Source organism: Methylovorus sp. MM2 (assembly GCF_001648895.1).
Lineage (GTDB): Bacteria > Pseudomonadota > Gammaproteobacteria > Burkholderiales > Methylophilaceae > MM1.
Window position 1 is genome coordinate 1,550,773 of the sequence record NZ_LXUF01000001.1, and the last position, 14,489, is coordinate 1,565,261.

The window sequence follows — 14,489 nt, forward strand, 5'->3', positions numbered from 1 at the left end:
CATAGAATATCGGTAATTAAAAATTGAACAATTTATTTTTTAGAATTTACCTTTTGGGGAACTCATGAATTTCAAGTCAATCGCATTATTTAGCAGCTTAGCTGTTGCAAGCATCGGTTCTGCTCCAGCAGTTGCTGAGCCATCATTAAACAGCATCTTGCAAACAATAGATGCAACAACATGGTCACAAACCACGCTGAGCGCATTGACAAGTTCAAGCTGGAATACTGCAGGTAGCGTGCTTGACTTCACCTTGGCATCAGAAAACACCAGCAACTATGCGAGCCAGACGTTCAGCATTACTGATGGCAGCACAGGCTCTCTAGTATTTGCAGGTTCTGCTAGCAATGGCGCAACATACAGCTACACGCTGGCTAACCTGCTTTCATCTATTAACTTCCCGGGTAGCAACTTCAAGGTATATTCAAGTGCAACGGGTCTATATGCTTTTGCATATGAAGACTGGTCTGACAACGATTACCAAGACATGGTAGTGTCATTGAGTGTAACGCCTGTACCTGAACCAACAACCTATGCGATGTTATTAGCGGGTTTGGTTGGCTTGGGCTTTGTAGCCCGCAGAAAGAATCAAGGCTAAAACGCCACGCTGTAACAAATAAAAGCCTTGCCTAAACAGCAAGGCTTTTTTCTTGGTCATGCCATTTGTAAAACAAGCCATGATTTAGTTAGGCGCGCGAGAAGACGACTTGATTCTTACCTTTCTTCTTAGCTTCATACATAGCCTGATCGGCAGCGGCCATCAATGATTCATCATCAACGCCATCTACCGGATAACTACTCACCCCGATACTTACGCCAATCAGCTGATGCTCGCCGTTGATGGTAAAAGGCTGGTTGACGTAACGGATAATCCGATTCGCCAAGCCACCAATTTCACTTGGCATGCTGTAGTTGTTGATCAATACGACAAACTCATCACCACCCGAGCGCGCCAAAAAGTCTGACTCTCTTAGGGCATCCTTAAAGCGTTCAGTCGCATACTTTAGAGCTTCATCACCACCTTCATGCCCCTGATGATCGTTAATCTGTTTGAAGCCATCCAGATCCAGATAAAGCAACGAAAATGGCTGGCCGCTACGCCGCGATAAAAATATCTGCCGCTTTAGATAGCTATCGAAATAGCGCCGATTAGGCAGACCAGTCAGCATATCGTGATAGGCATCATGGCTCATCGCTTCAGCTGTGCTCTGTGAGGTGGCCGCTATCTCAAACAATTTGATGGTCTTACGATACCCTGCCACGAACAAGCCTATGATAATAAGCAGCAGTACTGCGGCACCGCCAACCGTCTGCTTCAAAGCACGATGCGAAGCCAAAGTATATGCAGCTTTCTTCTGCTGCAACTGTGCATCCAACACATTAATCTGCTCATCGATCTTTTGCATGATATTTGCCCCGATTTTGGATGAGTTCAGATGCGGGGCATAAGATCCCGAATTCATCTCGATCTGGATCGATGTTTCAATCCCCTGCAACTTCACATCGGTAAGTTCACGTATTCTTTTGAAGCCGGGCTGAAGCTCTGGACAGTCTGCAAGTAAATCAGGTAAAACGGAAAAAATGGCCTCAATTTCCTCACGGCCTTGATTGTAGGCATCGAGAAAGCGGGCATTATTGGTAAGCAGATAACCACGCTGCCCGGTCTCAGCACGGATAATCGCTTTATGCAAGTTGAGCACCTGATAACGTAGGCTATCCACCTTATCGCCCTTGCTGTCTATTTGAACAAGGTGGTAAGAAGCAAAGAACAAGGCCACCAATGCCGCACCAAGCAACAGGGAGGATATGGCAAAAGGCTTTAAGATCGACTGCTTATAATTGAGCATTGGTAATTATGGACCACTTCTCCAAATCATACGCATATTGTGTATAAGTGAATAGAGAGTTGCTTTGCCATGCGAATTAAACCGACCACATGATAAATATTGTTACGCTTGAATACAACGCTAACTAATTGTAAATAATAGTCATTATTTTATTCATGAATAGTTCGGCAAAGCTCACCATATTAGTCTAGCTGGCATCACGGAGCGGTTAAAGCTAAACTGATGGCTGTATTTTATATCTGTAGAAACAACATATCTGTAAAACGAGACCGCTAGATATTTCTGGTCGCCGCTGGTTTGCTCACCACTAGTTTGCAGAGACTGTTTAACCCACCTAGAATCGAACCCACTAAGCATATGCTGAGTAACCTCAACTCGCCGCAACGCGAAGCTGTTAAATATCTGGATGGCCCTTTACTTGTTCTTGCTGGTGCTGGCAGTGGCAAGACGCGTGTGATCACCCAAAAGATCGCTTACCTGATCGAACAATGCGGCTATCAGGCAAAAGAGATCGCTGCGATTACGTTTACGAATAAAGCGGCTCGTGAGATGCAGGAGCGTGTCGGCCATTTGCTAGAAGGCAAATCCAGCAAAGGCCTGACCATTGCCACTTTTCACTCGCTTGGTTTACAGATATTACGGCAAGAGGCTGCACTACTCGGATATAAGCCGCAATTTTCCATTCTGGATTCATCTGATAGCTTCAAGATACTCTCGGATGTGTTGGCGACGACAGACAAACAATTGCTGCGCAAAACGCAATGGCAGATATCCAGCTGGAAGAATGCCTTTATCAACCCCGACCAAGCCAAAGCGCAGGCGGATGAAGAACTCACGCATGCCGCTGCCAAGGTTTATCAGATTTATCAACAAACCCTCAAAGCCTATCAGGCAGTAGATTTTGATGATCTCATCAAATTGCCAGTCGAGCTTTTTGAGCAGCACCCTGAGGCATTGACCAAATGGCAGCATAAGTTGAAGTATCTACTGGTCGATGAATATCAGGATACGAATGCCTGCCAATACAAATTGGTCAAGTTATTAACAGGGATCGAAGGCCGATTCACAGCTGTAGGTGACGATGACCAAGCCATTTACGGCTGGCGTGGTGCGGATGTTGAGAACCTGCGACAACTCACAGAAGACTTTACCCGCCTTAAAGTCATTAAGCTGGAACAGAACTACCGTTCCACAGTACGTATTCTGCGGGCAGCCAACCATGTTATCGCGAATAACCCAAAGTTATTCGATAAGAAACTGTGGAGTGAGCTAGGTACAGGTGATTTGATACAAGTAAGCGCAGCCCGTGATGAAGAACATGAGGCAGAATCTGTTGTCATGAAACTATTAGCGCATAAATTCGAGCACAGAACTAAGTTTCTGGATTATGCGATCCTCTACCGTGGCAATCATCAGGCGCGTATCTTCGAGCAACAATTACGTAACCATAAAGTACCCTATACGGTTTCTGGTGGGCAATCATTCTTTGATAAAGCAGAGATCAAGGATCTGGTGAGCTACCTGCGACTCATCGCCAACGAAGATGATGACCCTGCTTTTATACGTGCTGCCACTACGCCAAAAAAGGGCATCGGCAATACCACACTAGAACGTCTGGGTGAATACGCCAGCCTGCATAAGATGTCTCTATTCGCTGCCGCATTTGAAGGCGAATTTCAGCGTGAGCTAGGAAACCGCCAGCTAGAGGACTTGCTCACCTTCTGCCAGTACATCAATAGGCTTCAGGACCGCGCAGAAAAAGACCCCGCAGGCGAGATGCTGACCGAGATGCTAAATGCTATTCAGTACGAAGCATTCTTATACGATAGCGAAGAACCAAGAGCCGCAGAATCCAAGTGGAAGAATATCCTCGACTTTACCGGCTGGCTGACACGCAAAGGCGATGAGGACGAAAAGAACCTGCTTGAGCTGACGCAGATGATATCGCTCATGAGCATGCTGGAGGGTCGTGAGGATGGCGAACCAGATGCCGTCAAACTATCAACGCTACATGCAGCTAAAGGGCTGGAATATGGCCACGTATTTCTGATCGGCTGCGAAGAAGGCATTTTGCCGCATCGCGAGAGCGTAGATAACGGCAAGGTCGAAGAAGAACGCAGATTGATGTATGTTGGTATTACACGTGCGCAAAAATCCCTCAACATCTCATGGTGCCGCAAACGTAAACGTGCGGGTGAAACCGAGAATTGCGAACCTAGCCGCTTCATCGCAGAGTTACCAGCCGATGACCTCAAACACTTTGGCAATCAAGATGCCGACCCCGCTGCCAGCAAAGAACATGGTAAAGAGCGCATGGCACAAATACGCGCGATGCTGGCAGCCAAGAACTGAATTCAAATATAGATAGTGAGTAAATGATGGGCTTATGGATGATCGCACTGGCTGCCGGTGCTTTTTGCATCGGTATGACAGAGTTTTTGCCGATGGGTTTGCTGCCGGATATCGCGCATGATCTCGATGTTTCTATTCCGGCGGCAGGCAATCTCGTCACCGTATATGCACTCGGGGTCGCCTTTGGCGGGCCACTGATCGTTGCATTAACGATAGGATTGCCGCGGAAAGCAACGCTATTGATGCTAATGGCGATATCGGTGTTGGGCAATGCCTTATGTGCCATGTCACCCACCTATAGCGCGCTGGCTGCCGCACGTATATTCACGGCAATCAGTCATGGCTCTTTCTTTGGTATCGGTGCTGTGGTTGCGTTTTATCTCGCGCCAGCAGGTCAAGGTTCACGCGCACTGGCATTGATGTTCACAGGGCTCACTTTAGCAAATGTGTTAGGTGTGCCATTGGGTACGTTTTTAGGTCAACTGACCAACTGGCGCATGCCTTTCTTTGCAGTGAGCATTTGTGGCTTGTTTGCCATGCTGGCGATTTGGCGCTACATACCAAACCTCAATGGCATGGCAAAAAGTGATATCCGCAGCGAGATGCAGGCCATGATGAGCAAAGAGGTATTACTTGCCCTTGCCATCACAGCTATTGGTTTCGGCGGTGTATTCACTTTATTCACTTACATCACACCCATATTAGAAGATGAATCCGGCCTTGCACCGCACATGGTGAGCCTTGTGCTGGTAGCAATGGGCATCGCTGCCACGATTGGCCTCAATATCGGCGGTAAGTTGGCAGATATGAAACTCTTGCCCACCATCGTAGGTTCACTTTTTGGTATGGCAATATTGAGCGTCTTATTTGCATGGGCAATGCCGTACACCATTCCTGCACTGGCTATCGCATTCATCTGGGGGTTGGTCAGTTTTGCAGTTGGCCCGGGCTTGCAGACAAATGCGATGGAAAGTGCGGGTGATGCGCCCTTGATGGCATCCACCGTCAACCAAAGCGCTTTCAATTTAGGCAACGCAGGCGGCGCATTTCTCGGGGGTGCTGTCATTCATTTTGGTTTTGGCTTACCCAATGTCGCGATCGCAAGTGCCATTGTAGCGATATTAGGTTGTGTGCTCACGCTATACAGCATGTACCGCAAAAAATGACATATTCAGTGTCAGATGATACTGACACTGAATTCAGTGACCTCCCGAACGCGCATATCGGTAAATACCGTTATGCTATGCGATCAATAACGAGAAAAACTTGGCTCATGCTCTTAGAGAAATCTGCACTCACTACGCCCCCGAAGAAACATCACTGGAAATGGCCATTAAGTTTAGGCGGCATTATCGTGATCGCCATCGTGACCTGCGAAGTATTAGGCTGGCCTTTTCTGAGGGTTCCGGTGCAACACTTTCTCAGTGACCAATTAGAGCGTGAAGTTCTTATAGATGAGCCATTCAAATTACGTCTTCTCGGTAGAATACAACTACAAACTGGTGGTCTTTGGATAGCTGCACCCGATGCATTCGTTAAATCATCACAAACCCCGCATTTTATAGATGCAAAAGATATCGCCATCAGCCTCAGTTATTTTGACCTGCTCACACTTAAAGCCGCAGAACCATTTCGTATCAAATCGCTACGGGTAAGCAGTATTGATGCGCAATTGATTCGCCAGAAAGATGGCACATCCACATGGCAATTTGCGAAAGATAATGACGAACCATCACGTCCTACACCTATCGTGAATACTTTGGTGGTGAGGGATGGCAGCTTGGCTTTTAAAGATGCCATCACAAAATCAGACCTGAAAGTACGTTTTGACACCTCAGAAGATAGCGCAGATAAAAAGAACACTAAGTCCAGCCTATCTGCTTCGGGCAAATTTCGAGATCACACACTCAAAGGTGAACTGAGAACCAAAGGTTTTCTGCCAATCGCCACACAAAAAGCGACTTCACCACCTATTGCAGCGCTAGCCTGGCTGGAATACTCAGGGATCAGACTGGATTTTGATGGTACGACATCCGACATATTCGGCAAACAGAATATCAATGGCAAATTCGGTATAAAGGGTGCGTCATTGGGCATATTAGGTGATCTCGTCGATACGCCGTTACCCACCACTGACCCATTCAACCTAAAAGGCAACATCCGTAAAGATGATGTCGTGATATTCGTTGACGTTGCAACTGCCACCGTTGGGCAAAGTAGTTTGCACGGCAAATATGAATATGATCCTCGCCCTGAGCGCCCTCTCCTGAAAGGCACGTTAGAAGGTGATCGCTTCTATCTGGCTGACCTTGCGCCTGCATTCGGTACGCGAAATAAGGACGGATCAAAATCTAGCACCCCTGATGGCAGAACGATACCTGACCGCCCTATTGACCTGCCATCATTGAGCAAGATGGATGCAGAGATCAAAGTCGATCTTAAATATGTAGAGCTAGGCAGTGCTTTCACACACCCTATCTCGCCCTTTAAAGCAAACCTTGTTCTGGATAACAGCAAGCTGACACTTTCCGATATTGATGCACGCACTGCTGATGGCAGCCTTGCCGGATTGATTTCTATCGATGCACGCCAAGCACCTGTATGGAAGATAGATTTATCTTGGAAAGATATTGATCTTGAGAAATGGTTACAAGTATCGCAAGACCGCAAAGATACTGCGAAGAAAGCGGGTAAGAAAGATGCGCCGCCAGCGTATGTCACTGGCACCCTCAACGGCAAAACAGATTTAACAGGCACAGGACAATCCACAGCTGCATTACTCGGCTCTCTGGATGGTAGTGTTGCCATGTATATCAACAACGGCAGCATATCGCACTTGATTGTAGAGGTGCTTGGGTTGGATATCGCGCAAAGCCTTAGCGCTCTCATAGGTGGCGATAATGCACTACCCATGAATTGTGCAGTGATGGATTTGAAAGCTAATAAAGGCATACTTACACCCGATGTCGCATTGATTGATACGCCGGTAACCCTAGTTTTGATCGACGGGGATATCGACTTGGCTAAAGAGAACCTGAATTTAAGACTGTCTGCAAAACCAAAGAACTTCTCACCGCTCACTATGCGCTCACCGATACGTGTGAGGGGCCCATTCAATAATCCACAAGCGCGTCCTGAAGGTGGCCCCATCGCCGCCCGGGTCATTGGTGGCGTAGCGTTGGCGTTTATCAACCCGCTTGCTGCGATCCTGCCTTTCCTTGATGCAGGCTCAGAGAATAAATCCTCATGCGGCAAAGCTTTAGTGGATTATCAGCCTAAAACCAAGTAATCGATGATGTGCTGGCAAATAGCTTATCAGGCAAGATTAAGCTTTATAACAAGATAAGCTTTATAATTAGCACAGTAAGTAGCTATTCGCACTGAATCGCCACGTGATTAAGGTTTTATGTCTAACAGCAATCATTCACCCACACCATCCAAGCGCCTAAATGATGTCAGCGTAGAAGAGCTCACTACCCTGCTCTCAGGCGACCCTAAAGAGGCAGCGCAATGGATCAAGGCTGCCGCAGAGCAAGGCATCACAGAAGCGCAAGCACTGTTAGGCCAGATACTACTGGATGGTCGCGGGTTGGCAAAAGATGAAGCTTTAGCGCGCACGTGGTTTGCTAAAGCAGCCGAGAGCGGCCACCTGATCGCCGTCAATATGATCGGGCGGTGCCATGAAAATGGCTGGGGCGGTGAAATTGACATGGTGGAAGCCGCAAAATATTTCCGTGAAGCAGCAGCGCAAGGGCTGGATTGTGCGATGTATAACTATGCCAACCTGCTTTTACACGGCAATGGCGTGAAGAAAGATGAGCAGTTAGCATTAGATTGGTACCGCCAGGCAGCAGCGCGTGGCTATGCAAAAGCGCTGGGGGTGATGGGTCGATTCTATGAAGAAGGTTGGACTGTCGAACGCAACCCTGAGCTTGCTGCTGAGTACTATCAAAAGTCCGCTGAGGGTGGAGATTTTCGTGGTCAATATAACCATGCCCTGATATTAGCGGAAAATGCGCGTATGACTGAAAGTGTGGAATGGATGCAAAAAGCACTCGCAGGGGCACACCTGAATTTCTCAAGAGTGATGGCTGAGAACCTTTCGTCATTCCCACATCCTGAATTCCATGTAGTTGCCCTGCAAGCATTTGAAAAATGCTGCCAATCGGGCGATGCTAACGATTATTTTGCCTATGCGCAGGCTTTGCTTAAACATCATTCGACTTCGGAAAATTCGATGTTGGCAAGAATATGGCTAAACCGTGCGGCAGATAATGGTCATGCGGTAGCGAAGCAGCAATTAGCTTCCACTTTTCACACTTCACTCAATTAAATTAGCCAACAAACCTCATGGCGATATGCCATAGAAACATAACCAATGCCTCTTATTACATTAGATCAAGCTAGTCTTGCTTACGGACACCACCCACTATTAGACAAAGCCAGCTTCCAACTGGATGCAGGCGAACGTGTCGGTTTGATTGGCCGTAACGGCGCTGGCAAATCCAGCCTGCTTAAAGTCATCGCGGGCGAAAGCAAGCTAGATGACGGTAATATCTGGCGCGCACCTTCTGCCCGCGTTGTATACGTGCCTCAGGAACCAGTGTTGCAGGATACACATACCGTATTTGAAGCCGTAGCCGAAGGTCTGGGTGAATTGCAGCAAACACTGGTCGACTATCACAGCGTATCTCACCAGATGGGTGAACCAGATGCAGACATTGATGCCTTGCTTGAACGCATGCAAACCCTGCAACAGGAACTTGATAGCAAAAATGGCTGGCAGTCTCAGGCCCGTGTCGACGCAGTATTAACACGCCTTAAACTGGATGCCGATAGTCCTGTTTCCAGCCTTTCAGGCGGCTGGCGTAAACGCGTAGCGCTTGGGCGTGCACTAGTAGCCGAACCTGAAGTTTTATTGCTGGATGAACCGACCAATCACTTGGATCTGGAAGCCATCGAGTGGCTAGAAGACCTACTGCTAAGCTTTAATGGTAGCGTGCTGTTCATCACCCATGACCGACGTTTTCTGGACAGATTAGCCACCCGCATCACCGAGTTAGATCGCGGCAACCTGACTGATTTCGTTGGCACTTACTCTAACTATCTGATTAAAAAAGAAGAGCTGCTGGCCATCGAAGCCACCCATGCTGCCAAGTTCGATAAAGTGCTAGCGCAAGAAGAAGCTTGGATACGCCAAGGCATCAAGGCGCGACGCACCCGTAATGAAGGCCGTGTGCGACAATTGGAAAAACTGCGCCTAGAACGTGCCGCCAGACGTGAGCGCCAAGGCAATGTCAAACTCACGCTGGATAGCGGTGACCGCTCAGGCAAACTGGTGGCTGAACTGGAAGATGTGCAGAAATCCTATGGTGATAGAACACTGATCAATGGCTTTAGCACGCGCATATTACGTGGTGACCGCATCGGCCTGCTGGGGCCTAACGGTATTGGCAAATCGACCCTGCTAAAAATGATATTAGGCGAACTAGAAGCAGATAGCGGCACGATCCAACGCGGCACCAATCTCAACATCGCGTACTTTGACCAAATGCGTGAACAGTTGGATGATGAAGCGACCCTTGCCGATACGATTAGTCCGGGTTCTGAATTCGTGCAAATAGGTAACGAACGCAAACATGTGATCAGCTATCTGGAAGACTTCTTGTTTCCACCTCAACGCTCACGCTCACCGGTCAAATCACTTTCCGGCGGCGAACGTAACCGACTTTTGCTGGCCCGATTATTCGCACGCCCGGCGAATGTATTAGTGCTAGATGAGCCAACAAATGATCTGGATATTGATACGCTGGAACTGCTTGAAAGCCTGTTGCAGGAATTCGCAGGCACCCTCTTTCTGGTCAGCCATGACCGTGCGTTCCTAGAAAATACAGTCACACAAGTCATTGCATTTGAGGGTAATGGCGTGCTCACAGAGTTTGGCGGCGGCTATGATGATTGGCAACGCTTTACGCAGCAGCGTGCAGCGGATAAATCTAGTGCAAAACCAAAACAGGAAAATACAAAGTCGGTAGCGGCAGTTACACCAAAACCGCAAACCAGCAAACTCAGCTTTAAAGAAGTTAAAGAGCTCGAAACTTTGCCTGCCAAGCTTGAGGAACTTGAATCAGCACAAACTGAGATCAATCAGCAATTAGCAAACCCTGACATCTATAAAAATGATCCGGAAAAAGCTAAAACGCTACAATCTCAATTGGCGAAGATCGATTCAGAAATACAAACTACGATGAATCGTTGGGAAGCGCTGGAGCAACGTAATAATGCTTAGTCTCTTCATCATGCCTAGCCTTTTGTTTGCAGGATTCAACTGAAGTCAAAGCTAGGTGAAATCGAAACTAGGTAATAATAAATAAGGCAATTGCCTAAGTTTTTTCAAGCATTTGGAAGTATAAAAAAGCCGGAGCCTCTTCATACAGGCGCTCCGGCTTTTTTATACGGGCTATTCTCCAACTCAGTCTATTTACAACTACTGATAAATCACTTTGTTACGCCCCGTTTCTTTGGCGTTATACAAGGCCTTATCAGTCAGCTTAATAAGCGCATCAAGAGACTCAATCTCCGCATTAAATTGAGAGACGCCAATCGAGACTGTCATCTTAAATGTCTGGTCATTATTTGCCTTAATCGCCTTATTACTAATCAGCATTCTGATACGCTCAGCAATCTTCACAGCATTCTGCTTATTGGTCTCGGGCAGCAGAACCACAAATTCCTCTCCGCCAAAGCGCCCAACCACATCCATATCTCGTAAGGTTTCTTTGACTACCACCACAAATTCTTTAAGCGCGGTATCCCCTACATCATGGCCATACTGATCGTTGATGGTCTTAAAATGGTCAATATCCAGCATCATCAATGAGAATTCAGTTTTGTAGCGCTGGGCACGGGCAAATTCAAAACTCGCAAGCTCGTAGAAATATCCACGGTTATATGCCCCAGTCAGGAAATCCATGTGAGCCTGACGCTCCAGCTTGGCATTCAGCTCTTTAATGTCCGTTACATCAAAGAATGAGCTCACGGCAGCATACGGAATATTTTCATCGTCCTTCCATAATGGCTCGGCACTAAACGATATCCAGCGCAAGCCTTGATTGGGCGTATCAAAACCCAATACCAGATTCTTCACTGACTTACCTTTTCTGATCGCGATATTTGCCGGGCGCTCTTCAAGGGGTAGAGGTTTACCATCTTCACGGATGATTTTCCAATTAGTATCTGCAGTTGTACGGCTTAATATCTGCTCTTCTGATAAGCCAAATATCTTTTGCGCACTTTGATTACAAGCCAGAATGTCACCATTATTTGCAGAAAGAATCACCCCTTCAGATAAAGAAGTAACAAGAGAGCGATACAGATTTTCGCTTTCAACCACCTTCTGATTCAATATCTTTTGCGGTGTGATGTCTTGTAACAAACCAGTCCACAATACCCCGCCATTGCTCAGCGCCCTTGGCATCGCGCTCAAGCTTGTCCAGACAGTCCGTCCATCATGCAGAATATGGCGACCTTCCCAGTAACGGTAACTTAAATCTTTAGAGGATTGCTCCAAATTCTGCTGATACCCAGCCAAGTCATCAGGGTGGATCAGGTTGGAAACATGCCGAACATCCTGCAAAAGGCTCTCAGGTGTTAAACCCAGAATTTCAAACACCTTCGGGGAGACATAAGTAAACCGGCTTTTCCCCGCTGCATACCACTCAAACTGATACACGATGCCCGGCACATTCGCCACCACGTCCTGGAATTTGATCTCACTTTGTTTCAGCGCATCATCAGTTTCGACACGGTCAGTTACATCCCGCACACTGCAATACAATCGGTCAAAAGAAGACTCACTGGTATTCCACTCCAGCCAGCGATAACTTCCATCTCTCGTAATATAGCGATTACAAAAACATGGGGTAGGCTCTCCGCCTTCAGAAACGCGCTTTGCCTCAGCCAGAGTGCGTTCAACGTCATTCGGGTGTATAAAATCCATAAAAGATTTGGAGGTTAGCTCTTTCTGAGACCATCCCAACACACGCGTCCACGCAGGGTTTACTTCGATCAAAAAACCTTGTTTATTTGCAATCGCTAGAAGGTCAACAGACTGTGAGAAAAATGCATCACGCTCTGCCTCAGCCGCTTTACGCTTGGTAATATCCTGAATCTGGGAAATAAAGAACTCAGGACTTCCATCAGGCTTGGAAACTAAAGAGACACTCAGCAAAACCCAGATGATGGCGCCATTCTTATGGATATAGCGCTTTTCCATCTGGTAACTCAGGCCTTTACCATCCAGCAGATCTTTCACGTGCTGAAGATCGGCGTGCAGGTCTTCAGGATGAGTCAAAGTCTGGAAGTCAACCTTGAGCAATTCAGTTTCGGTGTATCCAACAATCTGACTCAACGCCGGATTTGTCTTAAGCCATCGCCCATTCAGGCCAACCAGCGCAATGCCGATAGCCGCATAATTAAAAGCGCTTTCAAATAACTGGTCTTGAGTATGTATGGAGAGAGGAGCCATGAGGTAGTACTTAACTATCTTTATGAATACATTAAATTACTCGAAAAATCTTCAGCGGTAGACATCACTTGAAAGAGCCTATCCATTGTAGGGTAATTGTTTTACTTGTGCCACCATGTACTTAATACTGCATGTAATTAAGCTAAATAGCCCCAAAGTTTTCAGCCGAAGTATTAGAGTATTTAGATAAATGATTTATCGAAACTGACGATTTCGATTAAGCCATTGCTTGCTGAATGCATCTTGCGTTTTCTTCACATTGACTTGATGCACAAAATCCCATGGGGCAACCGGATTGCTTTGCGACCATAACCCTATTCGATTTGATCTAGCCATCGTCTCGGCATCTGCATATAGTTGCTGATTTACTTGGCTTTGATCTTCACTATGCTGGGTATCGTGCCAAGCCATTCCATTTCGCACTTGCCTGAGATTACAGTCAACTCCATCCACTATAACCTTACCAATCGACCGACCAGATTTCCCACTCTTGTAGTCGTCAATCACTACAATTTTATCCAAGGCACAATCGGATAGCGCTTGCTTAGATTGAACCCCAAAATCTTGCTTCATTTCAGGCGCATCGATACCAGTGAGTTGAATCTTAACTCGCATGTTTTCAGATAATAGTGTGACAGTGTCTCCATCAAAGACTTCTATGATGCGTCCTTGTAATTGATCTGCATATGCGCTGTTAGTAAAGGTGAATTCAAGCGCCACAAGAATCAATAATTTGATGAGCTGCATTCGATGCCCTGTCATCTCAGCTAAGAGGTGCCAAGCGTTTCTGTAATCCAAAAGGTAAAAACTGAAGTACAAACATCCGGCTAGGATGCCAAAAGGCTGATAAAAGCAATAGCGCAGAACCAATTGCCAACGCAGTAATGGCAAAACCTAAACTCACCACTCCATACTGTTTGAATAATGCACTGAATGTATATAAGACATAGCTTAATGCAGAGACCATCAATGCTCTGCGATCAATCGAAAGAGAAACCAGCGCGATCACAACATACAGCACCACAACAGCAATGGCTTGAGCAACGCTGATATGCCCGCCCCACACACCAAGCAATGCGAAAACAGGGTGTACAAGCAAGGGGGCCGCTAAAAGGTGAAGCCAGAAAGCGACATCAGACTTTCTGGTCTGGCGCGCAGTATCTTCACTATCCCAGCGCATCGCCAAGAAAAATATAGTGATGCCTGCAATGAGTGAAATGGAAGCAGTCCAGTTTTTCATCTCAGGTACTACGGCAATCAATAATGACACGATAAAAGCAGCGCCTGTGGCAACCCCGACAGCAATCGTGATGGGAACATGAAAGCGCCTCCAATGCCCCCAGGCCGCTATCACTGCGATTAAGCTTGCCACGACAAAGCTACCCTTTGCCATCGCAACATTCCCTGCCATAAGAATCCCGCCAATAAAAGCCAACAGAAGGAAGATGGAGGGCAGCGCCATACGACGTTTACGCGTAAAGAATTCAGCGAGTAACCACGCAGTGATAGAAGTCGTTACCCCGCCGAACCATGGTGTGACCGATGCACCTATCCAAGCCACTGAAGCCAATAGCAATGCACACGCTATGACCACAAAAATGTCGTTAAACCCCGTGACGAGCCGAAAATGTTCCTCATCAACCGCTGGTGTACTTCTCAGCTGTGCCACATGAGATCGAAATGCAATAACGTTTTCATCAGTCAAAACCCCTGCTTTTATCGCAGAAGCGAGATCCTCTTCGCTGTACATCATCCACTCCTCA

At 47.0% G+C, this 14,489-nt stretch carries 10 protein-coding genes; 6 read left to right on the forward strand and 4 right to left on the reverse strand.

All coding sequences use genetic code 11. From position 1 onward, the window contains the following. The first annotated feature begins 64 nt into the window (after nt 1–64). Nucleotides 65–598: a PEP-CTERM sorting domain-containing protein gene (locus A7981_RS07315; protein ID WP_067266132.1), complete on the forward strand. Its 534-nt coding sequence runs from the start codon at nt 65–67 to the stop codon at nt 596–598. Nucleotides 599–686: 88 nt separating this feature from the next. Here A7981_RS07315 and A7981_RS07320 read toward each other — a convergent pair whose 3' ends face one another. After that, nucleotides 687–1,847, reverse strand: coding sequence for a diguanylate cyclase domain-containing protein (locus A7981_RS07320; protein WP_067266136.1), 1,161 nt, complete (start codon nt 1,845–1,847; stop codon nt 687–689). A 357-nt stretch (nt 1,848–2,204) separates the two neighbouring features. Here A7981_RS07320 and A7981_RS07325 point away from each other — a divergent pair, with 357 nt between their 5' ends. The 5 genes from A7981_RS07325 (at nt 2,205) to A7981_RS07345 (ending at nt 10,488) form a co-directional block, all read left to right on the forward strand. Then, complete coding sequence (locus tag A7981_RS07325; protein WP_067266139.1) at nt 2,205–4,199, forward strand: UvrD-helicase domain-containing protein; 1,995 nt, start codon at nt 2,205–2,207, stop codon at nt 4,197–4,199. Between the two features lie 23 nt (nt 4,200–4,222). Then, nucleotides 4,223–5,365 (forward strand): MFS transporter, encoded by a 1,143-nt coding sequence (locus A7981_RS07330; RefSeq protein ID WP_254258517.1) that lies wholly within the window; start codon nt 4,223–4,225, stop codon nt 5,363–5,365. A 107-nt stretch (nt 5,366–5,472) separates the two neighbouring features. After that, the gene (locus A7981_RS07335; protein ID WP_082889265.1) at nt 5,473–7,488 is read left to right on the forward strand and encodes an AsmA family protein; all 2,016 of its coding nucleotides are present in this window, start codon (nt 5,473–5,475) and stop codon (nt 7,486–7,488) included. A 117-nt stretch (nt 7,489–7,605) separates the two neighbouring features. Beyond that, nucleotides 7,606–8,532, forward strand: a complete 927-nt coding sequence (locus tag A7981_RS07340) for a tetratricopeptide repeat protein (RefSeq protein ID WP_067266145.1) — start codon at nt 7,606–7,608, stop codon at nt 8,530–8,532. Between the two features lie 45 nt (nt 8,533–8,577). Beyond that, nucleotides 8,578–10,488 (forward strand): ATP-binding cassette domain-containing protein, encoded by a 1,911-nt coding sequence (locus A7981_RS07345; protein ID WP_067266148.1) that lies wholly within the window; start codon nt 8,578–8,580, stop codon nt 10,486–10,488. 198 nt (nt 10,489–10,686) lie between these two features. Here A7981_RS07345 and A7981_RS07350 read toward each other — a convergent pair whose 3' ends face one another. The 3 genes from A7981_RS07350 to A7981_RS07360 all read right to left on the reverse strand — a co-directional run bounded on the left by A7981_RS07350 (nt 10,687) and on the right by A7981_RS07360 (nt 14,476). Continuing rightward, on the reverse strand, nt 10,687–12,726 hold the full coding sequence (locus tag A7981_RS07350) for a PAS domain S-box protein (protein ID WP_067266151.1): 2,040 nt from the start codon (nt 12,724–12,726) through the stop codon (nt 10,687–10,689). A gap of 195 nt (nt 12,727–12,921) precedes the next feature. After that, entirely contained in the window at nt 12,922–13,473 is a 552-nt protein-coding gene (locus tag A7981_RS07355; protein WP_067266700.1) for a thermonuclease family protein, read from the reverse strand. A 16-nt stretch (nt 13,474–13,489) separates the two neighbouring features. Further along, on the reverse strand, nt 13,490–14,476 hold the full coding sequence (locus A7981_RS07360; protein ID WP_067266154.1) for a hypothetical protein: 987 nt from the start codon (nt 14,474–14,476) through the stop codon (nt 13,490–13,492). Nucleotides 14,477–14,489: the final 13 nt, after the last annotated feature.